The sequence below is a fragment of the Allobosea sp. 05L423 genome, from assembly GCF_056397745.1.
Window position 1 is genome coordinate 203,489 of sequence record NZ_JBFTOA010000003.1, and the last position, 25,823, is coordinate 229,311.

Consider the following 25,823-nt stretch of genomic DNA (forward strand, 5'->3'; position numbering starts at 1 on the left):
GAGCGGCGCGCGCGCTGGCAAGATACCTCCGGAAACGTGCGATTGATTTTGCGGTGCAATGAAAAGCACTCGCGCTAGGGTTGAATTATAGAGCTTTCCAGAATTTCAATTGTTGGGAATTGTTCTCTTGCATGAATAGACGGCATAGACTAAACGCTTATCTCGATCAGTCCGCGTTGTCCGATTCTGGGCGCGGTAGTGCTTGATCCGCTATCGCAAAGTTTGGTCAGAAATTAGGCAGAGAAAAACGGGCGATCCTCAGAAAACCGCTACCAAGAACGATAAGGAGTGACACCGCCATGACCGAACACGAGGGGTCGGATTTCATCGAACTGACCGCGGATATCGTATCCGCTTATGTTTCGAACAATTCCGTGCCTGCATCCGAGCTGCCTGCTCTGATCAGCGAAGTTCATTCGGCGTTGAATCGCGTCATCGGTGGAGCAGCCCCGGTTGTTCAGGCGGAGGCGCCGAAGCCGGCCATTCCTGTAAAGAAGTCGATCACGGCCGATTACCTGATCTGCCTCGAGGATGGAAAGAAGTTCAAGTCGCTGAAGCGGCATCTGCGCACGCAGTACAACATGTCGCCGGAGCAGTACCGTGAGAAGTGGGGCCTCCCGCCGGACTACCCGATGGTTGCGCCGAACTATGCCGAGGCACGCTCGCAGCTCGCGAAGAAGATGGGCCTGGGTCAGCAGCGCCGGAAGCGCCGCTGAGTCCCGGTCCGACCAGCCGATTTGGCAAAGAGGAAGCCGCCGGTTCCCCGGCGGCTTTTTTCATACCTGTCAGCCCGTGGCAGGAGCCGGGGATAGGCTGTCGCTAAGGCTTGCAAGTCAGAATTTAAGATTATAGTCCTATTTCGGCAATGGATCGCCAGCGGCAGGTGTTGCCTGAAAATAGGAACATAGCATGAACATTTATGTTGAGAGCGAGACTTCCTTGCGCGCCGCGGCAGGGGCGCGGCTGGCTGAGGCTGCGGTTGCCGGAATGGCACGCGTTCCTCTCACCGCTCTGCGCGGTGCCACGCGTGGCCCTCGGCAGGTGGCCCTGGCGCGGCAGATGGCGATGTATCTCGCCCATGTCACTTTCGGTCTCAGCCTGACGCGCGTGGGCACGTGTTTCGGTCGCGACCGGACGACGGTCCGGCATGCTTGTGCCCTGGTTGAGGATCGTCGCGACGACCTGCGTCTCGAATGCGGGCTCAACGCGCTCGAAGCAGCGCTTCTTGCCTTGATGAGCAGGTTGGAGCGCCGCGCAGGGGAGGCGCACTGATGACAGCCGGACAGGATCGCAAAGAACGGCATCGCTTGCTGCGGCACCTCGCACAGCCCGGGTGCTATGCCGTCGCCTCACCGCTGGGATGTGGCCGCATCGCGCTCTATCGGGAGGCGCGAGGCGCCAGCCTGGGCGCGGGCTACGTCTCGGCGGAGACGGTGACCGTGCTGATTGCCGATGGGGAGATCGCATGGAGCGGAACGGGAAAGGCGGCGCGGCTCGTTCTCTACGGGGGAGCAGCGGCTTGCCCGTTGACGGAGGAGGCCCCGTTGGCGACGGCGGGTCCGCCCCAGCCCGTACTCGACGAGCGCGAGAGTCCGCTGCTCTGGCTTTATCGCCGCCCCGGAAAAGACGGAAAGCCGCAAATGAGCGACGAGGAGTTCGCTGCCGGCGAACGTTTCCGGGCCGATATCACGATGGCCCAGATGCTGCCTCGTACGACGATGAACTGGGAGGCGGCTTTCACGCCCGAACAGCGCGGTCCGGGGCCCCGCGACATGGCGGGAGCGTCCGATACCTCGCTCGCCGCCCGCCAGCGCGTCAGGCTGGCCTGCGACAAGCTGGGCCCGGAGCTGTCGGGGCTCGTCATCGATGTCTGCGGCTTTCTGAAGGGGCTCGATCTCGTCGAGAGGGAGCGCCGCTGGCCGGCACGCTCGGCCAAGGTCGTGCTCCGCATCGCGTTGGCTACGCTGGCGACGCATTACGGCCTGCACCACTCTGCGCAGCCGGCCGCTTTCAGAAACTGGCACGCTGGGGACGCACGTCCCACGCTCTTCCCGGCAGCGGCCGGATGAGGCCGCTCAGCCTTCTGCGACAGCGCGGGCGTCGCCTTTGATCCGATCGATCATCGCGCGCACGCCGTTCGAGCGCTGCGGCGTGAGGTGGGCGGCGAGCCCGAGCCGCTCATAGATGGCGAAGGCATCGGTTGCGAGGACCTCGGAAGCTGGCCGCCCCGAGAAGATGGTCAGTGCCAGTGCGACCAGCCCGCGCACGATATGGGCGTCGCTGTCGCCACGGAAATGCAGTCGTGTCTGCGGGCCGGGGCCGCCTTCGCGCCGCGCTTCGAGCCAGACCTGACTCGCGCAGCCGCGCACCTTGTTGGCGTCGTTGTGTGCGGCTTCGGACAGTGGTTCGAGGCTCTTGCCCAGCTCGATCAGGTAGCGATAGCGGTCGTCCCACTCGTCGAGCAGCTCGAAATTGGCGACGATCTCGTCGAGGCTTGCTGTCATGACCTGCCTGGCTGCGATTGTCCCCTTCAGATAGGGCGCGCGACCTCTTCCCGCGAGGGGAGTTCCGCGTCAAGCGCGCAAAGCCCGGTCTCTCCCTGCGCCGCTAGCGCGTCGTTGGCTTTGCCGTCGCGGTCGTCATCGCCGCGTTCAGGATGCGCTCGCGCATCACAGGATCGAGACCGGCGAGGATCTCCGCCGCCTCGCGCGCGGCGGTGAGGCTGCCGGCGGCGTTGCGGGCGCTCGCCTGGGCGGTTTCGACGGCGTCGCGGACGGTCTGCGGCAGCGTCGTCTCGGCGGGCTTGTTGCCGTGAACCGGAGAGTTCACCGCAATCAACCCGATGATCGCGACCTTGCGCAGGAAGTGAGCCATCTCGATCTCCATCGCCGATGCCTTCCTTCGGCACCGGGCAAGCGAGATTAGGCATCGATCCGGAAAAATCGCGTCATTCCGGATGTTCAAATGCGAGTCGAATGCCACAGGCGATCTTCAGGTTCCATTCACCCTGCCGCGAACATCGAGCGCCATCACGGAAACGCGTGATTTTCACCTAAGTGTATGAAAAACAATGGGTAAATCCGGTTTTACGCTTCGGTCGGAAGTTCCGGGACTTTGCGCCTTAAGTCCCGCTTAAACCGCACGTGGCGAGATGCGTGACGCGGACGGGTGGTCCGCAAAGTTTAGGCGTTGCGTTCCGTATGGCGATCACTGCACTGAGGACACAGGCGGCGGCACTGGTACATGCATCGGTGCGGTCGAACCCGGCTGAGCGTTTGCGCCATGAGCGCTTCGTTCTGTCGCGTTTGCTCGTCGGAGGCGGTGCACTCAGTCTCGCTCCAGCCTATCTGGCCTGGCGCGGAGCGCTCGGAGCTTTCGAGGCGGTCATGGTTGTGGCTGCGGCCCTTCCCGTCCTGGCCGTCGTGCTGCTCTCCCGCACCGGCCGGCTCGACATCGCGCATCTGATTTCTTCGGCGGCCCTGTCTCTCTTCATCGTTGCGCTCGCCGCCGTGACCGGCGGCCTGTCCTCGCCGCTGCTGCTGTGGCTCGTCGTCGTTCCGGTCGAGGCAGCGTTTTTCGGTTCGCGTGACTTCGTCCTGAGGGCAGGCTGGATGGCTGTTACTGCCTTGGCGACCGCCATCGGCCTGCAGCATCTCGGCCTCCTGGCCGGGCCTGCCGTCTGGACCAGCGAAGCAATGTCGATGCTGGTCATCGCGGCCCTGGCGCAGGTGCTGATCGCAACCGCGATCATGCTGCGTCGGCGCGATGTCGCGGAACGCGCGCACCGTGCGGCGGATACGCGGGCGCAGCTTCTCCTCGATCACGTCGGTGATCTCGTGACCTGGCATGACGCCGGCGGCGCCGTCGTCTTCGCCAACGCCGCGGCGCGTGCGCTCGCCGGTGCCGAGCCGCGCGAACTGCTCGGGCGCGGCCTGCTTGATCGCGTCCATGTCGCGGACCGTCCGCTCTTTCTGAAGGCGCTGAGCGATGCCGCCCATGGCGATGGCACCGCCACGGCCTGCTTCCGCACGCTCTTCGTCCCGCGGGAAGGGGATAATCGCCGGCCGGTGTCGCTCTGGCTGGAAATGCAGGCCTATCGCACGGGGGAGGCCGAGGCGAAGGACGGTGCCGCCGTGGTCTGCGTGATGCGCGATGTCACGGAGCGCCGGGCCGCCGACGAGGAGCGCGATCGCGGCCACGCAGAGGCCTTGCGTGCGAATGACGTCAAGGCGCAGTTCCTGGCGACGGTCAGTCATGAACTGCGGACGCCGCTGAACGCCATCATCGGCTTTTCCGAGATGCTGGGCTCCGAGGAGAACGGCTGGATCGATGCGGCCAAGCGGCTCGAATACGCACGGATCATCCATGCCTCCGGCCACCACCTGCTCGAAGTCGTCAACACCCTGCTCGACATCTCGAAGATCGAGAGCGGCGCGATGGAGATCGAGCGGGACCCGCTCGATCTCGCCGAACTTGCCCGCGACTGCTGCACGCTGATGGCGCTGCGCGCCGAGAACGGCGGCATTGCGCTCGACCGTGTCGCCGGCCCGGCGCTTCCGTCGATAGAGGGCGATCGGCGTGCGCTGAAGCAGGTCGTGCTGAACCTGCTGTCCAATGCGATCAAGTTCACGCCGGCAGGCGGGCGCGTCGTGCTCGCTATCGTCCGCGACGGCGATATGATCGACCTCTCCGTTTCCGATACCGGCATCGGCATCGCGGCCGTGGACCTGCCGCGGCTGGGCGATCCCTTCTTCCAGGTCAGGGGCGCCTATGACCGCAACCATGAAGGCACCGGCCTCGGCCTCTCGGTCGTACGTGGCCTGGTCGGCCTCCATGGCGGGCGCATGACGGTCGAGAGCGCGCTCGGCGTCGGCACGCGGGTCTCGATCCGGCTGCCGGTCGGCTGCGCCGAAGCCGTCGAGCCGCTGGCCAAGATCGTCACTTTCGCACGGGCTCCGCGGAAGGGGCTCGAAACCAAAGAACCACTCCGTCTGACTGCCTGAAAACCGAGCTGACCGATGTCCGTGACCATGGCCGCCCGCGCCCATTCCAGCGCCTCCCTGTCCGCCCCCGTCCGGCGCGCGCAGCCGGCACGCCGCAAATCGTCCTGGCTCGGGCGGATCAGCCGCACGGTCGGGCGGCGGCCGGGCCGGGCGATCCTGCTTCTCGCCTTCGGTATCGTTTCCTGTGCGATCGTCACCAATGCGCTGATGTTCCAGAAGGCGCGTCACCCGGCGCCGATGCTCTCGGCTGCACCGGCGGCGCCGCCGCGCGCGGCGGCTGAACGCCGCTCCGAGCCGGCCTCGGCGCCGATCCAGGACGCTGCACCGGCTCCGCTTCCGACGCCGGCCGCGGTGCCGTCGCGGCCGCCGGCGCGGCCGTCCGACCTTTCGAATRCGCAGCCGGTGCGCGAGGCGGCGCCGCGTCCGCCGGCCCCGGTCGCCAGCCAGCCGCGCACGGCGCAGTCGGCGACGACGTCGGTACCCAAGGCCGCGCCGGTCCGCGACCCGATTGCCGACCTCATCAACGGTGGCGATCTCCGCCCGCCGGCCGACGTCAAGGGCGTGGCTTCCCGTTCCGCTGCCGCGCCGCGTCGATCGGCCGAGAACTGAGCCGGGCGGCGCCGGGCGATGGCGCGCCTGACCAGCGAATTCTGGGTATCGGCCTATCTGCGCCAGGCCGGTCTCGACGGGCTCTTCGCGGTGCTGCGGCGGCGGGGCGCGCGCGAGGCCGGTGCGATCTTCGTCAAGCTCGATCGCCTCGACGGCACGGCCGCCCTCTACGGCCCGGCGCCCCAATCATTGGCCGAGGACGATGGCGAGCGCCGCTTCCAACTCCTGATCGAAGCCGATCCGCTCACGGTCGAGGATCGGGTCGATAGGGAACTGCGCTTCGACAGCGATCTCTGGCTGGTCGAGATCGAGAATCGGATCGGCGATCCGCGCCTCAAACTGGCCGACGGATAGCGCTTTCTCTCAGCCCCGCTCGCGCTTTGAGCCGATCCGGCCAAGAACCTCGGTGAGACCGAGCTGAGCATCCGGGCGGGAAGCGCCGGGCCGGGCCGGCGTTCCGCTCGGGTCCATCGCCGGCTGGTGCTGGCCTTTGCGCGGCGAAGCGGACACCGGCAGTACGCCGGCAATCTGCATCGCCAGCCGAAACGCGATCGATGGCTTGACCAGCCGCATCAGATCGACCAGCGCGAAGATCCGTTCGACCGAATGCGCCGTCTCGTCGCCGAGGCGGATCAGGAAGCGCGTAGCGTCTTCGACGCGCACTCCGCTGGCGATGAGGCTCAGAGCCGCAAGATCACGTGAATCATCCTCTACCATCGCAGCAGCGAACGGCGCGCCGCCGCCGAGATGCCCGGCGACCGCGGCGAATGCGCTCGTGCGGTCTTCGCCGGCCAGGATGAGCCAGTCGGCAAAGGTCGAGCTAGCGACTGCCGGCCGCCGCTCGCTCGGATGCAGGGCCTCGCGCGCCATCAGCGATTCGAGAATGGCGAGGCGGCGCTCCGGCCCTGCGCGGAGGAAAAGTGGAGCGAGTTCGAGATTGGACAGGTCTTCGCGTGCCAGCAGGCCGAGCTGATAGGCCGCGTCGACCCGCGAGCGGGCGATCAGCGTGTCGACGGCGGCGCGGGGCAGCGGGGCCTCCCGATTGCCGATCAGGGCGAGATCGATGGCGCGTTCGGCTTCGGAAACCAGCAGCAGGACCGCGGTGTTGGTGAGGTCCTTGCGGACGGAGAGGGCGCTACGGATAGCGGCGTCGCCGGTCTCGGCAAGCCGTTCGAGCTCGGCGGGCGAAATCGGCATGCCATGACGCAGCATCTCGATCAGGACCGCGCCGCCGCGCGCGGCCAGCGTTGTCAGCACCGCGAGTGGGGTATGCCGCCAACCCGCGAGCTTGCGCGCCAGGATCAGCGCGGTCGGCTCGTCGACGGTCGGAACCAGCATCACCGCCATCTCGTTGAAGGCAGCGAGATCCTCCCGCGGCGGCTGCGGGGTCGACATCAGCAGGTCGGCCTTCACCCGCAGCGAGACCTGGCTGAGGCCGAGGTCGCCGTCGCGGGCGAGGCGGGCAAGATCGGCGAGTTCCTGGGAGATACGGGCAGGCATGGTTGGCTCGGCTGCGAATCCGATGGGTTCGCTCAAATTATCCCCGAGGCATTAAGGCCACGTTAACCATGCTGGAGCCTGATGTCCTTGAGGGCCTGCGTCGGGTGCGGCCTCGCGCACCAGGACGGCTCTCGCGATTGCAACTCGGGCGCTGGATAGGAGGCGCTGCATGGCCGTCATCATCCCCTTTGCGCTCTACCGCTACCCGCAGGCGCGGTCCTGCCCGTTTCCGCGACGCACGGCGGAAATCCTGTTCTTCACCGGTGTCCGCTATGAGCGCTCTGCCGAAACCTCGCCGCTTCAGGCCAAGGCGCGCCCCGCGCGGCGTCCGCGCAAGGCGATGCGCAAGATGGATCACAGGCAGCCCGCGTGAGACGACGACTACCCGATGAAACGCGGCCGCTCCGGCGCCGGTCCCGAAGCGTTGCCGCCCTGGCGCTGTCGTCAGGGCTTGCCCTTTCCGCCTGCTCGGCGACCGACGGCGATCTCGGCCGCCCGCGCCCGACCGTCTGGTCACAGCTGATCGCTCCGGAGGCGGGCTTCCTGTCGGCGGCCGGGCGAGGTGAGGCTGCGTCCTATTTCCGTCTGACTGACGATGAGGAGCAGCTTCGCGATCGCGCCTGGCGCTTCGTCATGCCCGGCAGCCCGCACAGCGTCTTCCAGGGCGAGATATCGAACTTCGCGCATAGCCGCATCCTGCCGGTCGCGGCACAATCAAACGACGTTTCGGATTATTTCCGCGGGCTGACCTCGATGTCCTTCGCCTCGCAAGTCTCGCGCTATAACCGCCTCGCGGAAGACGCGAATGCCGACCGCCTGCTGGTTGGCCCGTTCCGCGCCAATGCGATGCGCGTCGTCACCATGGATCGCGTCCGCATGCGTGCCGCCGAGGCCTCGCCGGATGTCATTCCCGGCAAGCAGGAGCCGGCCATGGCGCGCGTGATCGAGAATGAGGGACTGATCTACTGGGTCTGCGAGCGCCTGGATTTCCGGATCAGGAGCTATCGCTACGCGCTGACCAATCTCGTCGTCGAGATGCCCTCGCGTGAGGCGGTTCGGGCCGAACGCGCGATCATGGCGCTGGCGGCCGAATCCGCTCCGCTCTGCCAGATGCAGCTCAATGGCACTTTCGGCGAGGGCAAGCGGCCCGTGGTCTACAAGGGCTAGCGGGTCTCGCTCAGTTCGCCATCCCGCATTCGACACCCGTCGCGAGCCCTTCGGCATCGGCCTTGTCGGACGGCAGGCGGACGAGGACGCGCACCACGATCAGCCCCTGCTCGGTATCGGAGACGATACGCAGCTCCCGGCTGGTTTCGCCTTCCTCGTCGGCTGCGATGCGCTCGTCGCGCTGGGCTTCGGTCATGACCAGGAATTCGAGCACGCCGCGGATCGCCGCCCGGTCGGTGATCGCGTAGATCACGCCGCCGCCCTGACGGTGCAGTGTCAGGCCGAGCGGCAGAGCGCCGGTCCTGGCGACGACGCGCATCGGCCCGTTGGAGAGATCGTAGCTGCAGATCGCGGTGACGACATCAGGGTCGGCTTCGCGCAGCGCCGGCAGCCCCCGCGCATCGCCGGGCGCCGGGATGAGTTCGGCACGGCCGTTGGTGCCGAGTTCGCGATAGGCGTGCGCGGCATCGTGCAAGGACAGCGAGGGCACGGCCAGGATGGTGACGATGTGCACGATGGCAGCGAGGATCAGCCCCGCCAGCGTGGTCATGACAAGGCGCACGAAGCCGCTGCGCAGCCGGGCTCTCCATTTTGCCGCGGATGGAGCAGGGGGCATCGCCATGTCGTGTTCGATCGCGCTCATCGGCAGTCGAGGCGTTCGATGCGGGGCAGGTTGGTCGCCCGCGTCTCGCCCGTCTGGCTGGAGATCGGAGTGTCGTAGAGGCGCAAGCGGAACTGGAAGCGCCCGCTCGCCGGCAGGGGAAGCCAGTTGCCTGCCACGGGCGTTGCAGCCGCCGCGATGGACAATTGTCCGTCCTCGGTCCGGACGATCTCGGAATCCGTGAAGCTTGTGCGTTCCAGCGGCAGTCTGAACGGCAGCCCGTCGGTATCGGTGACGCCGAGCGTCCAGCCGCGCGTCGTCGGCGTGGCGCCGGACAGCCAGTAGCGGCAGCGCCCGTCGAGCAGTTGTCCGTCATCGTCGCGCTCGGCGATGAGCTCGAGGCCTTCGCCCGAGCCCAGCGGCAGATGGACGCCGCGGGCGAGATAGGCGCGCATGTAAGGGTCGATGTCGCGCCCGCCGCTGCGGGGCCAGGCCATCCAGGCCCCAACCTCGACCTTGCCGAGGGCGGGCCGGCCGGCCACGGCCCAATGCGCGGAGCCAAGGCCGAGCCCCGCTCCGAGCGCAAGGATATAGGCGAGATCGAGAATCCGCACGCTTGCCTTCCGCTGGCGTGATGCCCCTCACGCGAATTGACCCGTGTGAACACGGGCCGTCAACCGTACGCGCCTCCGGCACGCTGCGAAAAGCTGGCGGCGGCCTTTCGCCTAAAGCATGCTCTAAGCTTTTAGGATCGATCACCTTTCCTGCGATCGGACGCTTTCACCCAATCGCAGCGTGATCTAGCGCAGCCGCGTGTCGGCCCCCGAAACCTCGCGGATGCCGACCTGCACCGGCCTGCCGGCCACGCGCGATCGTTCGATCGTCTTGAACAGCGAGCCGACGGCCGACAGCGCCTCGAAGGATTGCCGCGGCATGTGTCCGGCGCCGGGCCCGGGCTGCTGGCCCGCATCAGGCGCCGCTGCGCCGGCCTTGGCCACGACCAGAGCCTTGGGATCGGTGGTGGGCACGCCCGGAATCGGCTTCAGCTCAAGCCCCTGATGGGCGAACTGCATGATCTCCTTGAAGGTCATCGCCGGCAGCGATCCGCCGGTCATGTTGGCGGTCTCGGCCGAGTTGTCGTTGCCGAACCAGACGGCCGCGACGAGGTTGCCGGAGTAGCCGACATACCAGGCGTCCTTGTAGCCGTTGGTGGTGCCGGTCTTGCCGGCCGTCACGACCCCGTCGAGCGCAGCGCGGCGGCCGGTTCCCTCGGTCGGCACTTTCGAGAGCATGAAGTTCATGTCCTGCGCCACTTGCGCGCTCAGCACCTGCTTGGGCGGCGGCTCGTCCCGGTCGTGGCGGTAGATGACCTCGCCCTGCGAGTTGGCGATCTCGATGGCGGCATAGGGCTTCGCCCGTTTGCCGCCATTGGCGAAGACGGCATAGCCCGCTGCCTGGTCGATGACGGTGACCTCGGCCGCGCCGATCGGCAGCGAGACCGTGTCGGTGAGCGGCGTGGTCAGGCCCATGGCATGCGCCGTCTCGACGATCTTCTTGCGGCCGATGGCGGCGGCGCGCGCCTCGTGCGTCTCGCCGGTGGCACGGCCGATGGCGATCGACATCTGCACGGGGATCGTGTTGATCGACTTTGCCAGCGCGACTGTCAGCGGTATCGAGCCGGCATAGGAGCGGCCGTAATTGTTCGGGCACCAGTTGCCGATGCAGACCGGGCGGTCGGTGACGATGGTGGAGGGCTTGTAGAGCCCCGACGACAGCGCCGCCGCGTAGACATAGGCCTTGAATGATGAGCCGGGCTGTCGCTGGCTCGCGGTCGCGCGGTTGAACTGGCTCGCGCCATAGTCCCGGCCGCCGACGATGGCGCGCACCGCCCCGTCCGGATCCATGACGACGGTCGCGGCCTGTTTGACGCGATAGGCCGGGCCATGCTGCCGCAGAACCGTCTCTATCGCTTCGTCCGCGCGTGCCTGGATCGCGGAATCATGCGGTGTCTTCACCAGCAGAACGCGATCCGGCCCGAGCTTGCCCTCGGCCACCAGCTCCTTCACCGCGTCGAAGGCCCAGTCGAGATAGTAGTCGGGGCTGGAATCGCGCTTGCGATCGACCGGTGTCGCCGGATTGCGCTTGGCGCTGTCGACCTGGCCGGCGGTCATGAAGCCGGCATCGACCATGGCGTTGAGCACGTCGTTGGCACGCGCGCGGGCGGCCGGCAGGTTCACATGCGGGGCATATTTCGTCGGCGCCTTGAACAGGCCGGCGAGCATCGCCGCCTCGGCCAGCGAAACGTCCTTCACCGACTTGCCGAAATAGTATTCGGCCGCCGCCGCGGCGCCGAAGGTGCCGCCGCCCATATAGGCGCGGTCGAGATAGAGCTTGAGGATCTCGTTCTTGCTCAGCCGGGTCTCCAGCCACAGCGCCAGGAAGGCTTCCTTGATCTTGCGGTCGAGCGAGCGCTCGTTGTTGAGGAAGAGGTTCTTGGCGAGCTGCTGGGTCAATGACGAGCCGCCCTGGACCACGCCCGAAGCCCGGGTGTTGACCAGCAACGCCCGGAAGGTGCCGATCAAGTCGATGCCGAAATGGTCGTAGAAGCGGCGGTCCTCGGTCGCCAGCACGGCCTTGAGCAGATGGTCGGGCATCTCCTCCAGCTTGAGGGAGTCGTCGTGACGCGCCCCGCGATGGCCGATCGGCTGGCCGTAGCGGTCGAGGAAAGTGACGGCGAGGACCTGGTTCTTGAGTGCTTCCTCATTGCCGATGCGGAAGGCGGGCAGCGCGAGCATCAGCAGGATGAGGGCGCCGACGATGCCGATGTTCAGGCCTTCGCTGGCGAACTCGGCCGCGATGCGCTTGAATCCGGTGACCGTCAGGCGGTCGGCCTGGCTGCGAATGCGTTCGTAGATTTCTCCGGCGCCGCGGCCCGCACCCCACAGGCTGGCATCGAGCCATGAGTCGGCGGCGAGCGCATAGCGCTTCAGCCGCGTCTTCCAGCCTGCCTTCCTGAACTCCATGGCCGTTCCAGGCTTCTCGAATGGCCCCCGACACAGTGCTGCCGTGCGATGATCGCGTTGGCAACAGCATTGCGCCCGAGAATGGACACATAGTTACGCGCCGTCTCCAGATAAGGGACGGGCGCAAAGAATCCTTTCCCGCGAGCAGGAAGCGAGCCAGTGCTATTGTCCCACCCTGATACAGAAGCTGCCGTCGAAGCGGCGCTCTTCCATCTTGGCGCGCGGCGGCGCATAAGCCGGTCATGACGCTGAAGCAGCCGAAAGACGAGCCGTTCTGGCGCACCACCCCGCTCGAGGGGATGTCGGTGGAGCAGTGGGAATCGCTCTGCGACGGCTGCGGCCGCTGCTGCCTCGTCAAGCTGGAGGACGAAGACACGGGGCGTATCTTCGCGACCGATGTCGGCTGCCGGTTGTTCGACGCCGGAACCTGCCGCTGCAAGGACTATCCGAACCGTTCGCTCAAGGTGCCCGACTGTGTGACGCTGACCCCGCACGACGTGCGCACGCTCCCCTGGCTGCCGCCGACCTGTGCCTATCGCCTCGTCGCGGAAGGCAAGGATCTGCCCTGGTGGCACCCTCTCGTTTCCGGGGATCCCGAAACGGTGGTGGCGGCAGGGGTGTCGGTCCGCGGCCGCGTCTTCGCCTCGGAGGACGACGTCCCGGAGGAGGAGGTTGCCGAACGCATCGTCAACTGGCCGCTGCGTTGGCCGCGCGGCGCGCGGGCAGGCCTGAAATGACGCGTCGGCGTTTGTGCGCTGCCCGGGATTTTGTTGCACCTGCTCATTGATTGTTCAGGTGCTTTTGGGCATGACCGCCCCGTCCCGCCGCCGGTGTCGCCAAGGCATCGACGGCATGCACACGAAACTTTCGCATCGCCGCGGCGTTGCTGCGCCCGGCTGCAAACGAAGAGGTTGAAGTGATGGCTGGTGGGAAGTGGGTCTACACCTTCGGCGACGGCAAGGCCGAAGGCGAGGCCGGGATGAAGAACCTGCTCGGCGGCAAGGGCGCCAACCTCGCCGAGATGAGCAATCTGGGCCTGCCGGTTCCCCCTGGCTTTACCATCACCACCGAGGTCTGCACCTCGTATTACGATAACGGCAAGAGCTTCCCGGCCGATCTCGACGGGCAGGTCAAGGTCGCGCTCGACGGCATGGCCAAGCTCACCGGCAAGACCTTCGGCGATCCCGCCAACCCGCTGCTCGTCTCCGTCCGCTCCGGCGCGCGCGCCTCGATGCCGGGCATGATGGACACCGTGCTCAATCTCGGCCTGAACGACGAGACGGTCGAGGCCGTGGCGAAGGCGGCCAATGACGAGCGTTTCGCCTGGGACAGCTATCGTCGCTTCATCACCATGTACTCCAACGTCGTGCTCGACATCGACCACGGCCTCTTCGAGGAGGCCCTGGAGGACTACAAGGAGCGCAAGGGCCTGCACCTCGACACCGACCTCAAGGCCGCCGACTGGAAGGTGCTGGTCGGCAAGTACAAGGACATCGTGAAGAAGGCGCTCGGCGCCGATTTCCCGCAGGACCCGCAGAAGCAGCTCTGGGGCGCTGTCGGCGCCGTCTTCTCCTCCTGGATGAACGCCCGCGCGATCAAGTATCGCGAGCTCAACAGCATCCCGGCCTCCTGGGGCACCGCCGTCAATGTCCAGTCGATGGTGTTCGGCAATATGGGCGACACCTCCGCGACCGGCGTCGCCTTCACCCGCAACCCCTCGACCGGGGAGAACGCGCTCTATGGCGAGTTCCTGATCAACGCCCAGGGCGAGGACGTCGTTGCCGGCATCCGCACGCCGCAGGACATCACCGAGACGGCGAAGAAGGAGGCCGGTTCCGACAAGCCCTCGATGGAGAAGGCGATGCCGGAGGCCTATGCGGAGCTCTGCCGCATCTACGGCATCCTCGAGAAGCACTATCGCGACATGCAGGACATGGAGTTCACCATCCAGGAAGGCAAGCTCTGGATGCTGCAGACCCGTTCCGGCAAGCGCACCGCCAAGGCGGCCCTGCGCATCGCGGTCGACCTGGCCACCGAGGGGCTCATCACGCAGGAGGAGGCGGTCGGCCGCGTCGAGCCTTCCGCCCTTGACCAGCTCCTGCACCCGACCATCGACCCCAGGGCCGAGCGCCGCGTGCTCACCACCGGCCTGCCGGCCTCGCCCGGCGCGGCCGCCGGCGAGATCGTCTTCAATTCGGATGATGCCGAGGCCGCCAAGAAGGCAGGCAGGAAGGTCATCCTCGTGCGTGTGGAGACGAGTCCCGAGGACATCCACGGCATGCACGCCGCCGAGGGCATCCTGACCACGCGCGGCGGCATGACCTCGCATGCGGCCGTCGTGGCGCGCGGCATGGGCAAACCCTGCGTCTCCGGCGCCGGCCAGATCCGCGTCGACTATGCCAAGGGCACGCTCTCCGTCGGCCCGACCACGCTGAAGGCGGGCGATTTCCTCACCATCGACGGCGGCAACGGCCAGGTGCTGCTCGGCGAGATCAAGATGCAGAAGCCGGAGCTCTCCGGCGAGTTCGCGACGCTGATGGGCTGGGCCGACAAGGTTCGCCGCCTCAAGGTCCGTGCCAATGCCGAGACGCCGGAAGACGCGAAGACCGCCCGCGAATTCGGCGCAGAGGGCATCGGGCTCTGCCGCACCGAGCACATGTTCTTCGAAGGGGACCGCATCCAGGCCGTCCGCGAGATGATCCTCGCCCAGGACGACAAGGGCCGGCGCGCGGCGCTCGCCAAGCTCCTGCCGGTGCAGCGTCAGGACTTCGTCCAGCTCTTCACCATCATGAGCGGGCTGCCGGTCACGATCCGCTTGCTCGACCCGCCGCTGCACGAATTCCTGCCGCAAGGCGAGAAGGAGATCGCCGAGGTTGCCGCGGCGCTGGGCGTCACGCCCGATGCGCTGAAGCAGCGCGCCGCGGAACTGCACGAGTTCAACCCGATGCTCGGCTTCCGCGGCTGCCGCCTCGCTGTCGCCTTCCCGGAAATCGCCGAGATGCAGGCCCGCGCCATCTTCGAGGCAGCCGTCATCGCCGCCAGGGAGACCGGCAAGCCGGTGATCCCCGAGGTGATGGTACCGCTCGTCATGGGCAAGCCTGAGCTCGATCTGGTCAAGGGGCGCATCGACGCCATGGCCAGGGCCGTGATCGAGGAGAGCGGCACGAAGATCGACTATCAGGTCGGCACCATGATCGAGTTGCCGCGCGCCGCGCTTCGCGCCGCCGAGATCGCCGAGAGTGCCGAATTCTTCTCCTTCGGCACCAACGACCTGACGCAGACGACGCTCGGCATATCGCGCGACGATGCCTCTTCCTTCCTCGGCGCCTACACCGCCAAGGGCCTGCTCGACGCCGATCCCTTCGTCACCATCGACCAGGACGGTGTCGGCGAGTTGGTGAAGCTCGCCGCCGAGCGCGGACGCAAGACGCGGCCCGGCATCAAGCTCGGCATTTGCGGCGAGCATGGCGGCGACCCGGCCTCGATCGGCTTCTGTGAGAGCGTCGGCCTCGACTATGTCTCCTGCTCCCCCTTCCGCGTGCCGATCGCGCGGCTCGCTGCCGCGCAGGCGGCACTGGGCGCGATCAAGCCGAAGGATGGCTGAGGCCAGCTTCCGTCATGCTCGGGCTTGACCCGAGCATCTCTTCGACGAGATTCCCGGCTCGCCGCGGTGCGGCGCCCGGGAATGACGCCCGGTCGTGAGAAGGCGTTCGCCCATGCCACAGCTGACCACTATCGGCTTCGATGCCGACGACACGCTCTGGCAGAACGAGCAATTCTTCCGGATGACGGAGGATCGCTTCGTCGCGCTGCTCGGTGAACATGGCGAGGCGGCCGAGATTTCCGGCCGCCTGCTCGAGGCGGAAAAGCGCAACCTCGGCTTCTATGGCTTCGGCATCAAGGGTTTCGTGCTCTCGATGATCGAGACGGCGATCGAGATCACCAGGGGCCAGGTTCCAGCCTCCGTCATCGGGGAAATCCTCGCGGCTGGCCGCGAGATGGCCGCCCATCCGGTCGAGACGTTGCCGCATGTCCATGAGACGCTTGAGGCCCTGTCCGGCGACTACCGGCTCGTGCTCATCACCAAGGGCGATCTCTTCGACCAAGAGCGCAAGCTCGCCCAGTCCGGCCTCGGCGATTTCTTCCATGCGGTCGAGATCGTCAGCGACAAGAAGGCCGCCACCTATGACCGCATCTTCACCCGTCACGGCGACGGCGCAGGGCGGGCGATGATGGTCGGCAACTCGCTGAAATCCGACATCCTGCCGGCGCTCGAGGCGGGTGCTTGGGCCGTGCATGTCCCGCACGATCTGACCTGGGTGCTGGAGCATGCCGAAGAGCCTGTCGGGCACGGTCGCTATCACGCAATATCGGACCTCGGCCCTCTGCGGGGCCTTGTCGAGCAACTGTTTCGCTAGCGTTTCGCAGCTCGGCCGTGGCAGGGGTCAGTCGACCCAAAGGCCATGTCTGCGATGCCATTCCTCGATCGATTCCTCCGGATAGCCTTCGAAGCTCAGGTCATTCGCTGCGATATCCGGGTCGACCCAACCGGCCTTGAAACGCAGCATGATATGGGTCTTCTCGGGAGCGTGCGGCAGATGGCTGTCGATTGCAGAGGCGAAGGGATGCAGCAGATCCGGCCAGCGCGGATCGAACAGCCAAAGCGCCGTCCCGCAGGTCTTGCAGAAGCGGCGCTGCGCCTGCGAACGCTCGCAGACACCGTCATCGCCTCTGATTTCCGCGCTGAAGCTGCCGATCGCGTCTCTGCCCTCGACCTTCAGCGTCGCCGCATCGGCCGACAGGTTGATCGCGAAGCCGCCACCGCCAGCGGTTTTGCGGCAAACCGAGCAATAGCAGAGCTGGTACGGCACCGGCGCATGGCTCTCTACGGAGAAGTGCACCGCTCCACAGCGGCATGAGCCCTTCAGCTTTATCGGCATGATGCAGCCTCCATTCGCCAGTAACACCGGCTTTCGCAGAGTGTTCCGAGATGTCTGCTGCAGGCTTACTGGACCCTTCTTGCATTCCGTGCTAGGGAGCACGATGTAAGACGAGATGCGGCCGGGTTCTGGCCACCCCTCCGCTCGGCGGCTTGTCCGGTCGGCGGTTACGAATCAGATCCACCACACATCGCTACAAGGCCATGGCGAGGCGTCCGCGCGTCCCGTCGTGTCATCACGATAGACGCGGATCTGAAACGTAAGGACTAACCCCATGAACAAGGGCACCGTGAAGTGGTTCAACACCACCAAGGGCTACGGCTTCATCACGCCTGAGAACGGCGGCCAGGACGTTTTCGTCCACATCAGCGCTGTCGAGCGCGCCGGCCTGCGCGAGCTGCGCGACGGCCAGGTCGTCTCCTTCGAACTCGTTGCCGATCGTAAGACCGGCAAGACCTCGGCCGGCAACCTCGTCGTCGCCTGAGCCAAACTACAGCCGGGACGGCGTCGCGCCGCCCGGCATACGACAAGCCTGCCGGCGCTGTGGCTAGCGGTTCGCCGGCGGGTTCGACTATCAGTATCAGGCCGGATGCGGGCCTGCGGCGCGCCGAATTCCACATGCGCCCCTCGCATCGCGGCGTCCGGAAAGACCTTTCTTGACCAAATTCACCGATCTCGGCCTCGCCGAGCCGCTGCTCAAGGCGCTCGCGGCCGAGGGCTATGAAACGCCGACGCCGATCCAGGCGCAGGCGATCCCCCACATTCTCGAGGGCCGTGACCTGCTCGGCGCCGCCCAGACCGGCACCGGAAAGACTGCTGCCTTCTCGCTCCCGATGCTGCATCGGCTGCTCGGCAAGCCGCGCCAGATGCCGCAGCGCGCGGTGCGCGCGCTGATCCTCTCGCCGACGCGTGAACTCGCCGCCCAGATCGAGACCTCGATCCGCACCTACGCGCAGTTCACCACGCTGCGCTCGACGGTGATCTTCGGCGGCGTGCCGGTCGGCAAGCAGATCCGCGCCCTCGGCGACAAGATCGACATCCTCGTCGCCACCCCCGGCCGCCTGCTCGACCTCGTCGACCAGCGCGCCGTCTCGCTGCGCGAGATCGAGTTCCTCGTCCTCGACGAGGCCGATCAGATGCTCGACCTCGGCTTCATCCATGCGTTGCGCCGCATCGCCACGCTGATCCCGAAGGAGCGCCAGACGCTGCTCTTCTCGGCGACCATGCCGAAGCCGATCCGCGAGATCGCCTCCGCCTATCTCACCCATCCGGTCGAGGTCGCGGTGACGCCGGTCGCGACGACCGCGGAAAAGATCGACCAGCGTGTCATCTTCACGGAGCAGAACGACAAGCCGGCATTGCTGGCGAAGACGCTGAACGTGCCCGAGCTCGAACGCGCCATCGTCTTCACCCGCACCAAGCACGGAGCCGACAAGGTCGTGCGCCAGCTCGGCCAGTCCGGCATCGAGGCGGCGGCAATCCACGGCAACAAGAGCCAGGGCCAGCGCGAGCGTGCGCTCGGCGCCTTCCGCGACGGTAGCTTGCGCATCCTCGTCGCCACCGACATCGCCGCCCGTGGCATCGATGTCGACGGCGTCAGCCATGTCGTGAACTACGATCTGCCGAACGTGCCCGAGAGCTATGTCCACCGCATCGGCCGCACGGCACGCGCTGGCGCTTCCGGCGTGGCCATCGCCTTCTGCACGCCGGAAGAGCGCGGCGATTTCGCCGCGATCGAGAAGCTGACCGGCGTCAAGCCGACACCGGTCGGCGAAGTGCCGTACTGGGACGGGCGCACGCCGAAGAAGCCGCAGCAGAATCGCGGTGGGCGCGGCCAGCAACAAAGCCGCCCGCAAGGGCAGGGCAGGCCGCAGGGGCAGCCCGCCCAGCAGGGCAAGCGAGCCGAGCACGCCGGCCACCGCAACCACGCCAATGGCGGCGGCCCGCGGCCGGAACGCCAGGACCGGCAAGAGCATCGCCCGCGCAATGCCGAGCGGCCGCAGCGCCCTGAGCAGACGCAGCAGCGAAAAGAAGCGGTTTCCGCAAAAGAAGGGCTTGGCGGCGTCGCGTTCTTGCAGCAAAGAACACAGCAACCACGCACCAACGGCGCCCGGCGGCGCGCGCGCTGACGCGCGATAGGCCAGAACAGGGTAGGCTACATCCCGGCTTCCGAGCCGGACGGTGGCCCGCTCCGCGCCAGGAGCCGGATCCGGCCAGATTGTTCAATCTGGCCGGTGAATCCGTCTCCGGACTACTGGTAGAGAACGCTTGATCCGGTCAGATTGCGCAGCAATCCGACCAGCGCGTGCTCTGGGGCTCACGAAGGACGACAGATGGCGAAAGAAGAACTGCTTGAATTCGACGGCACCGTGGTTGAGGTGCTCCCGGACGGCAACTACCGGGTCAAGCTCGACAACGACCACGTGATCCTGGCCTATGCGGCCGGCAAGATGAAGAAGAACCGCATCCGCACCATCGCGGGCGACAGGGTCATCGTCGAGATGTCGCCTTATGATCTCGATCGCGGCCGCATCAACTTCCGCCAGAAGACGGCCGGCCCGGCCCCCGGCGGTCCGCCGCGTCAGAACTTCCGCCGTCGCTGAGAGATCTGCCGATGCGCCTGTCGCGGAATGAGCTTCTCTTCATCGCGCTGGGCGCCATTCTCGGTGCTGCGGTCGGTTACGGCGTGAAAGCGGGCTTCGTCGTTCAGGACGGAGCCTTTCCGCCTTTCGTCATCGTGCTGCTGGGGCTCGGTCTTGCGGAGGTGCTGATCGGCTACGCGGCAGGCCGCTCGCCCGGCACGCTGGTCGGCATGCCCGCCCGCTTCCTCGCCTTCGTCGTCGGGGTCTGCATCTTCCTGCTCGGCGAACGCTACATCTGAGCGGGCGGATCGCGCCGCACCGCGGGCCCCCACGAAAAACCAGGCACCACGAAAAAACCCCGGCGCGAGGCCGGGGTATAAGTGGTCATTTCCGTGGTAAAAAAGGGTCTGCGTGAAACTCCTGCCCGGTCGGCTCAGTAGCCGGCGCGGGACCAGTATTGCGAGCCGGGGCTGACCAGGACTTGGCGCTGCCGCGTCTCGTAGACGGCGGGGATTTCTTCCCGCACGACTTCGGTGGGACGCACCATCACCTTGCGCTGACGCTGCGTGTAGACTGCCGGAACCATCTCATACTCGACGGTCGCCGGCGAAACCACGACCCGGCGGCTCTGGTAGCCATACTGCGCGGGCACATCGACCCAGCAGCCGACCGTATTGCCCCAGGCATCGCGGGTCACTTCCCAGCGACGGGTGGCGGGCGCAACGAGCACCTGCTCGGTCACGGTCTCGTAGACGGCGGCGCGGGGGTGGGCGATACGCCGCTCCGGCGCGATCATCACCGTGTCGGTCACGGTGTCGTACTCAGCCGGGACGACGCGGTGCTGCGTCTGGGCAGGGCGAACCTCATAGGTCTCGTTGATGGTGCCGTAGACCGGCGGCGCGTTGACGAGGTTGTAGCAAGCGGAGCCGCGGCAGCCCCCCGCCTCGGCGGCGGAAACGCCGAGAAGCAGCGTCGCGGCAAAGGCCGAGGCGGCAATGATCCGGGATGACGGGAGCGAGCGCACCATGTTGGACCTGACCTGTCGGTTCCGGCGTCAGCGCGCCGTTCGTGGTGGTCAGAAAGCCCGCGGGAAGAAGTGAACGCAAGGTAAATGCTAAAACAAGGTAAAATTAACCACGTTTGGCGGCGCGCGCATCGGCATTGATCCGGCGTCGGTTTTGCTGCCGAATGGCTGTGCGAATGCCGTGGTGGCCACCCGGTAGCGAGGGCGGCCGCCGCCCCGGTTGCCCGACGCCCGGCCTCGGCCGTCAGGTCTGGCCGGGACGAAGCTGGTAGAAGACGTGCTGGCCGATCGTGTCCATCTTCTTCAGCTTCTTGGCCCAGTACGGCCGCACATATTGCGCGTGGTAGTGTGTGGAGGCGCCGACTTCGGGCAGATAGGTCGTGCCCTCATAGACCTCGCGTGCGATCCGCACCGCGTCGCGCCAGGGGCCCGGCTCGGTGATGCGTAGCGACTTGCCCTCGCAGGTGAAGGTGAACTGGCAGGACAGGTAGCGGTTGCTGTTCTGATAGACGACGCCGCAGACGCTGCTTGGATAAAGCCCGCTCTTCACGCGGTTGAGCACGACCTGCGCCACCGCAGCCTGTCCCTGGAAGGATTCGGAGCGCGCCTCGAAATAGACCGCTTCGGCCAGGCAGCGCTGTTCCTTCGCCATCGCCTCGGGCGCGATCAGGCTGGTGTAGTCCTGCTTCACACCGGGCTCGGCCAGGCGCAGGTCGTGATTGGCCGGCGCGGAGGCGAGCGCGACGCGGCTGCGCTGCTGCGGCGCGCCATGTGCGGGCAGGGCGGGCGGCGTCAGCGTGCCGATGACCGAGCCGACGAGGGGCGTCGAGGAGGATTGCCGGTTGGCCTTCGGCACAGATGGCGACGAGCCGTCGATGCTTTCGAGAAAGAGTTCCGCCTGCCGCGCCGAAGTAATCTTCGGCTTGAGCGACACGGGCGAGGAATCCGACAGGGCCGGATCGGTCAGGCCCTCCTCGTTGGCATAGGTCTCGAAGCCGGTCTGCGGGCCGTCGACGGCCTCGGCCGCCCGCATCGCGTCGATCGAGAAGCCCCCGGAAATCAGCTTGGGCTGGGTGTCGCCGAAGACGACGCGCTCCAACTCGATGGAAGGGTGTTCGGAGAGGCCCGGCCGCAGGCTCGGCAGCATGTCGCCCTTGGCCGTGCGGTCGACTTCGGGAAAGTTGGCGACAGTGCGCTTCAGATCCTCACGCGGCGCGCGCGGATCGACGACGATCCGACGTTCCGGATCCTCGAAGGAGAGCTTGGCCTGGGTGACGGCGGAGGTCAGCGCCAGGCCGGGCAGCCGGAAGGCGCTGGCGGCGACCAGCATCGAGGGGCCCTCGGCCAACTCCGAGGCGGGGCCGGGCGCGACCCGGTCGATGGCGCTGGAAGGCAGGCCGGTCGGCCCGAAATTCTGGCCGGCGGAGGCGGTGAAGGACACGAGCAGCCCGACCGACAGCGCCCAGGGCGCGACCGTGTTCGCGGCCCATTTGATGCCGAGAGGGCGCTGGTTCCGCCCATGCCTGTGAAGACGCCGATGACTCAAAGCGACACACCCGTCCCGATCGCACGGAACGAAAAACCCAGCAGACGACGCTGCGCCTTCGTTGGAATCTGTTATCGCCTTGGTAAGGTTGAGCGCCGGTTAACACCGCCATCGCTCCGGCATTCCATGTCGCGCCGTGATGTCAAATTTCACGAAATCGCGCTGGTTGCCACGCGGGCAGGGCGATAACGTGTAGCCACACTTCCGACACTCCCGACTCGCCGGAGAACTCCATGTCGTCCACTCCAGCGCGCAGCTACGCACCGGAGGTCATCGTCGCCGCCGGCTGCCTGATCGCCCTGATCACCTTTGGCCCGCGCGCCAGTGCCGGCCTCTTCCAGATCCCGATGACGCTGCAGTTCCACTGGGGCCGCGACATCTTCGGCCTGGCGCTTGCGATCCAGAACCTGCTCTGGGGGCTGGGTGCGCCCTTCGCCGGTGCCATCGCCGACCGGTACGGCACGGTGCGGGTGCTCTGCGTCGGTGCCGTGCTTTATGCCGCCGGGCTCGTGACGATGGCCTATGCCACCACGCCGCTTCAGCTTCATCTCGGCGCCGGCGTGCTGATCGGCTTCGGCCTTTCCGCCTGCTCGTTCAACCTCGTTCTCGCCGCCTTCGGCAAGCTCCTGCCCGAGCAGTGGCGGCCGATGGCCTTCGGCGCGGGCACGGCGGCCGGCTCCTTCGGCCAGTTCCTGTTCCCGCCGATCGGCAACATCCTGATCGAGACGATAGGCTGGCAGCAGGCGCTGGTCGTCTTCGCCTTCACGCTGCTGCCGATCCTGCCGATCTCGATCGTGCTGGCGACGCGCAAGACCGGGGCGGCCGCTGGCGCCGCTGCGGCCAATCTGCCGAACCAGACGGTTGCGCAGGCGCTGACCGAGGCCTTCAGGCACCGCAGCTATGTCCTGCTCGTGCTCGGCTTCTTCACCTGCGGCTTCCAACTCGCCTTCATCACCGTGCACATGCCGGCCTATCTCAAGGATGCCGGCCTGCCGGCCTGGGTCGGCGGCTGGACGCTCGCGGTGATCGGTCTGGCCAATGCCGTGGGCTCGCTCTCTTCGGGCTGGCTTTCGACGCGGATGCCGAAGCGTCATCTCCTCGCCTGGATCTATCTCGGCCGTGCCGTGGCGATCGCAGCCTTCATCCTGATCCCGGCGAGCCCGACGACCGCGATCACCTTCGGCGTCGTCATCGGCCTGTTCTGGCTCTCGACCGTGCCGCCGACCTCTTCGCTGGTCATGCTGATGTTCGGCACCAAATACATGGCGATGCTCTACGGCTTCGCCTTCTTTTCGCATCAGGTCGGCGGCTTCCTCGGCGTCTGGCTCGGCGGCATGCTCTACGAAACGATGGGCAGCTACCAGTTCGTCTGGTGGCTCTCGGTTGCGCTTGGCGTCGCCTCGGCCCTGATCAACCTGCCGATCGTCGAGCGGCCGGTGCATCGGCCGCAGATGCAGCCGGCCTGATTCGGAAGACGATCAGACGCACGGCCGATGGGGTTGCGGCGGCGGGCTGCCGCTGCAACCTTGTCGGCCTTCGCATGTTGGATCTGCATCGGCTCCTTCCGAAAACCGGCTTGCGTTTTTCGGTCCGATGCCCGTGTACGGGAGATGGTGATGACGACGTTCAAGGCCCTCGTGGCGACCAAGGGCGAGGCCGGGCCAAATCTTGCCTTCACCGATTTCGCCGAGAGCGACCTGATGGAGGGCGATGTCACCGTCCGCGTCACCCATTCGACGGTGAACTACAAGGATGGCCTCGCCATTACCGGCAAGGCTCCCGTGGTGCGCCGCTGGCCGATGATCCCGGGCATCGACTTCGCCGGCCGGGTCGAGAGCTCCGACAATCCCGCTTTCAAGCCGGGTGACCTCGTTGTCCTCAACGGCTGGGGCACCGGCGAGACGCATCTGGGCGCTTACGCCCAGAAGAGCCGGGTCAACGGCGACTGGCTGGTGCCGCTGCCGGAAGGTCTGACGCCCGCCGAAGCGATGGCCATCGGCACCGCCGGCTACACCGCCATGCTCTGCGTTCTCGCGCTCGAGAAGCATGGCCTCAAGCCTTCCGGCGGCCCGGTCGTCGTCACCGGTGCCGCCGGCGGTGTCGGCTCGGTCGCAATCGCGCTGCTGGCCAAGGCCGGCTGGCACGTCATCGCCTCGACCGGTCGCGCCGAGGAGGCCGACTACCTGAAAAGCCTAGGCGCTGCCGAGATCATCGACCGCAACGAACTCGCCGCGCCGGGCCGCCCGCTCGGCAAGGAGCGCTGGGCTGCGGGCGTCGATGCCGTCGGCTCGCATACGCTGGCGAACCTGCTGTCGATGACGAAATATGGCGGTGCCATCGCGGCTTGCGGGCTGGCGCAGGGCATGGACCTGCCGGCTTCGGTCGCGCCTTTCATTCTGCGCGGCGTCGCGCTGCTGGGCGTCGATTCGGTGATGTGCCCGAAGCCGCGCCGGCTCGAAGCCTGGAGCCGCCTTGCCACCGATCTCGACCGCGAGAAGCTTGCCCTGATCACCACGACGATCCCGCTAGAGGCCGTGATCGAAACGGGCAAGGCCATCGTCGAAGGCAAGGTGAAGGGCCGCGTCGTCGTCGAGATAGGCTAGGAGCCATCCGCGTTCAGACCATGCCGTTTTGAAGAAAGCGCGCCGTCATTCCGGACAAGCCGCGAAGCGGTGCTGATCCGGAATCCATCATCAGGCTCTCCGCTTTACGATGGATTCCGGGTCTCCGCTTCGCCTCGCCCGGAATGACAGGGTTCCGCAAACGACAGCTTGAGCCGATCCTATCCCTCGAACAGTGTCCGCCGCCGCGCCAGCTCGCTGCTGCAGAAATCCATGAAGGCGCGCACGCGCGGCACATGGCGGATGTCGGGGTGGGTCAACACCCACAGCCCCGTGGAGAAATCGGGGTTGGGCGGCAGGAGCTTGATGAGCTCCGGTCTCTGGTCGGCGATGAAGCACGGCACCGGCCCGATGCCGAGGCCCTGTCCGACCGCTTCGGCGATGCCGAGCACGGCCGAGCTCTTCAGTGCTATCCGCTCCGGCGCGACATGCTCGCGCACGAAGCGGGCGGCCTTGACGTGAGAGAGCTGGTCGCCGAGTGCGACCCAGTCGCGCTGGTAGAGCAGGGCGGGATCGACTTTTTCCTCAGGTGTGATGCCGTCTTCCGAGCGGCCATAGATCGCCCAGGCGATGGTGGCGATACGCCGGCCGACCAGCGTCTCGCCCGGCGTGTCGCTGGCACGGATCGCGATATCGGCATCGCGCTTGGACAAGTTGAGCGCCTGGTTGCCGACGACGACATCGAGCCGGATCAGCGGATGGACCCGGCGGAAGGCCGTGAAGATCGGCAGCAGCACGTTCTGATAGAGGGTGTCTGTCGTCGTGATGCGCAGCTCGCCTGAAGGCGCGACGTCCCGGCCGGCGAGGCGCCGTGCGAAGGCCGTGACATCCTCGTCCATGCGGCTCGCCAGCGCCGCCATCTCCGCACCGGCCACAGTCGCGACATAGCCGGTCTTGCGCCGCTCGAAGAGCGGCATCCCGACGATCTCCTCGATCTGGCCGAGACGCCGGAACACCGTCGAATGGTTGACCGACAGCGCCGCCGCGGCCCCCGTCAGCCCGTCATGATCGGCGATGGCCTTGATCAGCCGGAAATCGTCCCAGGCGAGCTTGGCATTCATCGGCAGCGTCCCCCCACAGGCACGCAAGCCCAAATCTTGCACCGATGCAAGCTCGCACCCGCCGTCATGCTCGGGCTTGACCCGAGCATCTCGGAAACCAGTGTCTTCTTGTCCTGAGATTCTCGGGTCTGCGCTTCGCTTCGCCC

General features: G+C 66.7%; 27 protein-coding genes. 17 read left to right on the forward strand and 10 right to left on the reverse strand.

Features of this window, described 5'->3' with window-relative positions:
- Positions 1-299: 299 nt before the first annotated feature.
- The 3 genes from AC1DNE_RS09090 to AC1DNE_RS09100 all read left to right on the forward strand — a co-directional run bounded on the left by AC1DNE_RS09090 (position 300) and on the right by AC1DNE_RS09100 (position 2,069).
- Complete coding sequence (locus AC1DNE_RS09090; protein WP_441468770.1) at positions 300-716, forward strand: Ros/MucR family transcriptional regulator; 417 nt, start codon at positions 300-302, stop codon at positions 714-716.
- 271 nt (positions 717-987) lie between these two features.
- Positions 988-1,272 (forward strand): helix-turn-helix domain-containing protein, encoded by a 285-nt coding sequence (locus tag AC1DNE_RS09095; protein WP_476841070.1) that lies wholly within the window; start codon positions 988-990, stop codon positions 1,270-1,272.
- Complete coding sequence (locus AC1DNE_RS09100) at positions 1,272-2,069, forward strand: DUF6456 domain-containing protein (RefSeq protein ID WP_441468768.1); 798 nt, start codon at positions 1,272-1,274, stop codon at positions 2,067-2,069. The genes AC1DNE_RS09095 and AC1DNE_RS09100 overlap by 1 nt, the downstream gene beginning before the upstream one ends.
- Before the next feature lie 6 nt (positions 2,070-2,075).
- Here AC1DNE_RS09100 and AC1DNE_RS09105 read toward each other — a convergent pair whose 3' ends face one another.
- Together AC1DNE_RS09105 and AC1DNE_RS09110 are read right to left on the reverse strand one after the other, a co-directional pair.
- Entirely contained in the window at positions 2,076-2,504 is a 429-nt protein-coding gene (locus AC1DNE_RS09105) for a SufE family protein (protein WP_441468767.1), read from the reverse strand.
- Positions 2,505-2,607: 103 nt separating this feature from the next.
- Positions 2,608-2,886 (reverse strand): hypothetical protein, encoded by a 279-nt coding sequence (locus AC1DNE_RS09110; RefSeq protein WP_476764918.1) that lies wholly within the window; start codon positions 2,884-2,886, stop codon positions 2,608-2,610.
- A gap of 314 nt (positions 2,887-3,200) precedes the next feature.
- On the opposite strand from AC1DNE_RS09110, the gene AC1DNE_RS09115 reads away from it, so the two are divergent.
- Genes AC1DNE_RS09115 through AC1DNE_RS09125 form a run of 3 tightly spaced genes read left to right on the forward strand, consistent with a single transcriptional unit; the run spans position 3,201 to position 5,966 of the window.
- Positions 3,201-5,003, forward strand: a complete 1,803-nt coding sequence (locus AC1DNE_RS09115; RefSeq protein ID WP_441468765.1) for a sensor histidine kinase — start codon at positions 3,201-3,203, stop codon at positions 5,001-5,003.
- Between the two features lie 15 nt (positions 5,004-5,018).
- Positions 5,019-5,612, forward strand: a complete 594-nt coding sequence (locus AC1DNE_RS09120; protein WP_476841016.1) for a hypothetical protein — start codon at positions 5,019-5,021, stop codon at positions 5,610-5,612.
- Positions 5,613-5,630: 18 nt separating this feature from the next.
- The gene (locus AC1DNE_RS09125) at positions 5,631-5,966 is read left to right on the forward strand and encodes a DUF1491 family protein (RefSeq protein ID WP_441468763.1); all 336 of its coding nucleotides are present in this window, start codon (positions 5,631-5,633) and stop codon (positions 5,964-5,966) included.
- Positions 5,967-5,975: 9 nt separating this feature from the next.
- On the opposite strand, the gene AC1DNE_RS09130 is transcribed toward AC1DNE_RS09125, so the two are convergent.
- Positions 5,976-7,112 (reverse strand): DUF2336 domain-containing protein, encoded by a 1,137-nt coding sequence (locus AC1DNE_RS09130; protein ID WP_441468762.1) that lies wholly within the window; start codon positions 7,110-7,112, stop codon positions 5,976-5,978.
- Between the two features lie 169 nt (positions 7,113-7,281).
- Here AC1DNE_RS09130 and AC1DNE_RS09135 point away from each other — a divergent pair, with 169 nt between their 5' ends.
- The gene (locus AC1DNE_RS09135) at positions 7,282-7,485 is read left to right on the forward strand and encodes a hypothetical protein (protein WP_441468761.1); all 204 of its coding nucleotides are present in this window, start codon (positions 7,282-7,284) and stop codon (positions 7,483-7,485) included.
- Complete coding sequence (locus AC1DNE_RS09140; protein ID WP_441468760.1) at positions 7,482-8,279, forward strand: hypothetical protein; 798 nt, start codon at positions 7,482-7,484, stop codon at positions 8,277-8,279. Before AC1DNE_RS09135 ends, AC1DNE_RS09140 begins: the two co-directional genes overlap by 4 nt.
- A 10-nt stretch (positions 8,280-8,289) precedes the next feature.
- Here the strand turns inward: AC1DNE_RS09140 and AC1DNE_RS09145 are convergent, their stop codons facing one another.
- The 3 genes from AC1DNE_RS09145 to AC1DNE_RS09155 form a co-directional block, all read right to left on the reverse strand.
- Positions 8,290-8,922, reverse strand: a complete 633-nt coding sequence (locus AC1DNE_RS09145) for a DUF1254 domain-containing protein (RefSeq protein WP_441468759.1) — start codon at positions 8,920-8,922, stop codon at positions 8,290-8,292.
- Entirely contained in the window at positions 8,919-9,494 is a 576-nt protein-coding gene (locus AC1DNE_RS09150) for a DUF1214 domain-containing protein (protein ID WP_441468758.1), read from the reverse strand. Before AC1DNE_RS09150 ends, AC1DNE_RS09145 begins: the two co-directional genes overlap by 4 nt.
- Before the next feature lie 186 nt (positions 9,495-9,680).
- Positions 9,681-11,903 (reverse strand): transglycosylase domain-containing protein, encoded by a 2,223-nt coding sequence (locus tag AC1DNE_RS09155; RefSeq protein WP_441468757.1) that lies wholly within the window; start codon positions 11,901-11,903, stop codon positions 9,681-9,683.
- A 242-nt stretch (positions 11,904-12,145) separates the two neighbouring features.
- On the opposite strand from AC1DNE_RS09155, the gene AC1DNE_RS09160 reads away from it, so the two are divergent.
- From AC1DNE_RS09160 to AC1DNE_RS09170, 3 genes are all read left to right on the forward strand, one after another.
- The gene (locus AC1DNE_RS09160; protein ID WP_441468756.1) at positions 12,146-12,640 is read left to right on the forward strand and encodes a YcgN family cysteine cluster protein; all 495 of its coding nucleotides are present in this window, start codon (positions 12,146-12,148) and stop codon (positions 12,638-12,640) included.
- 182 nt (positions 12,641-12,822) lie between these two features.
- Positions 12,823-15,507 (forward strand): pyruvate, phosphate dikinase, encoded by a 2,685-nt coding sequence (gene ppdK, locus AC1DNE_RS09165; protein ID WP_441468755.1) that lies wholly within the window; start codon positions 12,823-12,825, stop codon positions 15,505-15,507.
- 112 nt (positions 15,508-15,619) lie between these two features.
- Positions 15,620-16,321 carry an HAD family hydrolase gene (locus tag AC1DNE_RS09170; protein ID WP_441468754.1) on the forward strand — a complete coding sequence of 234 codons (702 nt, stop codon included), beginning with the start codon at positions 15,620-15,622 and terminating at the stop codon, positions 16,319-16,321.
- Positions 16,322-16,348: 27 nt separating this feature from the next.
- On the opposite strand, the gene AC1DNE_RS09175 is transcribed toward AC1DNE_RS09170, so the two are convergent.
- Positions 16,349-16,843 carry a GFA family protein gene (locus AC1DNE_RS09175; protein ID WP_441468753.1) on the reverse strand — a complete coding sequence of 165 codons (495 nt, stop codon included), beginning with the start codon at positions 16,841-16,843 and terminating at the stop codon, positions 16,349-16,351.
- Between the two features lie 274 nt (positions 16,844-17,117).
- Between AC1DNE_RS09175 and AC1DNE_RS09180 the strand changes: the two genes are divergently transcribed.
- The 4 genes from AC1DNE_RS09180 (at position 17,118) to AC1DNE_RS09195 (ending at position 19,724) form a co-directional block, all read left to right on the forward strand.
- The gene (locus AC1DNE_RS09180; RefSeq protein ID WP_441468752.1) at positions 17,118-17,327 is read left to right on the forward strand and encodes a cold-shock protein; all 210 of its coding nucleotides are present in this window, start codon (positions 17,118-17,120) and stop codon (positions 17,325-17,327) included.
- 172 nt (positions 17,328-17,499) lie between these two features.
- Positions 17,500-18,972, forward strand: a complete 1,473-nt coding sequence (locus AC1DNE_RS09185; protein WP_441468751.1) for a DEAD/DEAH box helicase — start codon at positions 17,500-17,502, stop codon at positions 18,970-18,972.
- 204 nt (positions 18,973-19,176) lie between these two features.
- A complete protein-coding gene (gene infA, locus AC1DNE_RS09190; protein ID WP_047578165.1) occupies positions 19,177-19,446 on the forward strand; it encodes a translation initiation factor IF-1 in 270 nt (89 codons plus the stop codon).
- A gap of 11 nt (positions 19,447-19,457) precedes the next feature.
- Complete coding sequence (locus tag AC1DNE_RS09195) at positions 19,458-19,724, forward strand: hypothetical protein (RefSeq protein WP_441468750.1); 267 nt, start codon at positions 19,458-19,460, stop codon at positions 19,722-19,724.
- 134 nt (positions 19,725-19,858) lie between these two features.
- On the opposite strand, the gene AC1DNE_RS09200 is transcribed toward AC1DNE_RS09195, so the two are convergent.
- Both AC1DNE_RS09200 and AC1DNE_RS09205 read right to left on the reverse strand, forming a co-directional pair.
- Positions 19,859-20,452, reverse strand: a complete 594-nt coding sequence (locus AC1DNE_RS09200; protein WP_441468749.1) for a hypothetical protein — start codon at positions 20,450-20,452, stop codon at positions 19,859-19,861.
- Positions 20,453-20,693: 241 nt separating this feature from the next.
- Entirely contained in the window at positions 20,694-21,995 is a 1,302-nt protein-coding gene (locus AC1DNE_RS09205) for a cell wall hydrolase (RefSeq protein ID WP_441468748.1), read from the reverse strand.
- 233 nt (positions 21,996-22,228) lie between these two features.
- Between AC1DNE_RS09205 and AC1DNE_RS09210 the strand changes: the two genes are divergently transcribed.
- Positions 22,229-23,461: an MFS transporter gene (locus tag AC1DNE_RS09210; protein WP_476764922.1), complete on the forward strand. Its 1,233-nt coding sequence runs from the start codon at positions 22,229-22,231 to the stop codon at positions 23,459-23,461.
- Between the two features lie 150 nt (positions 23,462-23,611).
- The gene (acuI, locus tag AC1DNE_RS09215; RefSeq protein ID WP_441468746.1) at positions 23,612-24,598 is read left to right on the forward strand and encodes an acrylyl-CoA reductase (NADPH); all 987 of its coding nucleotides are present in this window, start codon (positions 23,612-23,614) and stop codon (positions 24,596-24,598) included.
- Between the two features lie 179 nt (positions 24,599-24,777).
- On the opposite strand, the gene AC1DNE_RS09220 is transcribed toward acuI, so the two are convergent.
- Positions 24,778-25,677, reverse strand: a complete 900-nt coding sequence (locus AC1DNE_RS09220; RefSeq protein WP_441468745.1) for a LysR family transcriptional regulator — start codon at positions 25,675-25,677, stop codon at positions 24,778-24,780.
- Between the last annotated feature and the right edge of the window lie 146 nt (positions 25,678-25,823).

Bases quoted from the DNA above. Each gene is read 5' to 3' on its own strand.
- AC1DNE_RS09155 (WP_441468757.1), bottom strand. From the start codon at position 11,903: ATGGAGTTCAGGAAGGCAGGCTGGAAGACGCGGCTGAAGCGCTATGCG.
- AC1DNE_RS09200 (WP_441468749.1), bottom strand. From the start codon at position 20,452: ATGGTGCGCTCGCTCCCGTCATCCCGGATCATTGCCGCCTCGGCCTTT.
- AC1DNE_RS09090 (WP_441468770.1), top strand. From the start codon at position 300: ATGACCGAACACGAGGGGTCGGATTTCATCGAACTGACCGCGGATATC.
- AC1DNE_RS09130 (WP_441468762.1), bottom strand. From the start codon at position 7,112: ATGCCTGCCCGTATCTCCCAGGAACTCGCCGATCTTGCCCGCCTCGCC.
- AC1DNE_RS09220 (WP_441468745.1), bottom strand. From the start codon at position 25,677: ATGAATGCCAAGCTCGCCTGGGACGATTTCCGGCTGATCAAGGCCATC.
- acuI (WP_441468746.1), top strand. From the start codon at position 23,612: ATGACGACGTTCAAGGCCCTCGTGGCGACCAAGGGCGAGGCCGGGCCA.
- AC1DNE_RS09125 (WP_441468763.1), top strand. From the start codon at position 5,631: ATGGCGCGCCTGACCAGCGAATTCTGGGTATCGGCCTATCTGCGCCAG.
- AC1DNE_RS09195 (WP_441468750.1), top strand. From the start codon at position 19,458: ATGCGCCTGTCGCGGAATGAGCTTCTCTTCATCGCGCTGGGCGCCATT.
- AC1DNE_RS09095 (WP_476841070.1), top strand. From the start codon at position 988: ATGGCACGCGTTCCTCTCACCGCTCTGCGCGGTGCCACGCGTGGCCCT.
- AC1DNE_RS09145 (WP_441468759.1), bottom strand. From the start codon at position 8,922: ATGAGCGCGATCGAACACGACATGGCGATGCCCCCTGCTCCATCCGCG.
- AC1DNE_RS09100 (WP_441468768.1), top strand. From the start codon at position 1,272: ATGACAGCCGGACAGGATCGCAAAGAACGGCATCGCTTGCTGCGGCAC.
- AC1DNE_RS09210 (WP_476764922.1), top strand. From the start codon at position 22,229: ATGTCGTCCACTCCAGCGCGCAGCTACGCACCGGAGGTCATCGTCGCC.
- AC1DNE_RS09180 (WP_441468752.1), top strand. From the start codon at position 17,118: ATGAACAAGGGCACCGTGAAGTGGTTCAACACCACCAAGGGCTACGGC.
- ppdK (WP_441468755.1), top strand. From the start codon at position 12,823: ATGGCTGGTGGGAAGTGGGTCTACACCTTCGGCGACGGCAAGGCCGAA.
- AC1DNE_RS09160 (WP_441468756.1), top strand. From the start codon at position 12,146: ATGACGCTGAAGCAGCCGAAAGACGAGCCGTTCTGGCGCACCACCCCG.
- AC1DNE_RS09115 (WP_441468765.1), top strand. From the start codon at position 3,201: ATGGCGATCACTGCACTGAGGACACAGGCGGCGGCACTGGTACATGCA.
- AC1DNE_RS09110 (WP_476764918.1), bottom strand. From the start codon at position 2,886: ATGGAGATCGAGATGGCTCACTTCCTGCGCAAGGTCGCGATCATCGGG.
- AC1DNE_RS09135 (WP_441468761.1), top strand. From the start codon at position 7,282: ATGGCCGTCATCATCCCCTTTGCGCTCTACCGCTACCCGCAGGCGCGG.
- AC1DNE_RS09175 (WP_441468753.1), bottom strand. From the start codon at position 16,843: ATGCCGATAAAGCTGAAGGGCTCATGCCGCTGTGGAGCGGTGCACTTC.
- AC1DNE_RS09170 (WP_441468754.1), top strand. From the start codon at position 15,620: ATGCCACAGCTGACCACTATCGGCTTCGATGCCGACGACACGCTCTGG.
- infA (WP_047578165.1), top strand. From the start codon at position 19,177: ATGGCGAAAGAAGAACTGCTTGAATTCGACGGCACCGTGGTTGAGGTG.
- AC1DNE_RS09105 (WP_441468767.1), bottom strand. From the start codon at position 2,504: ATGACAGCAAGCCTCGACGAGATCGTCGCCAATTTCGAGCTGCTCGAC.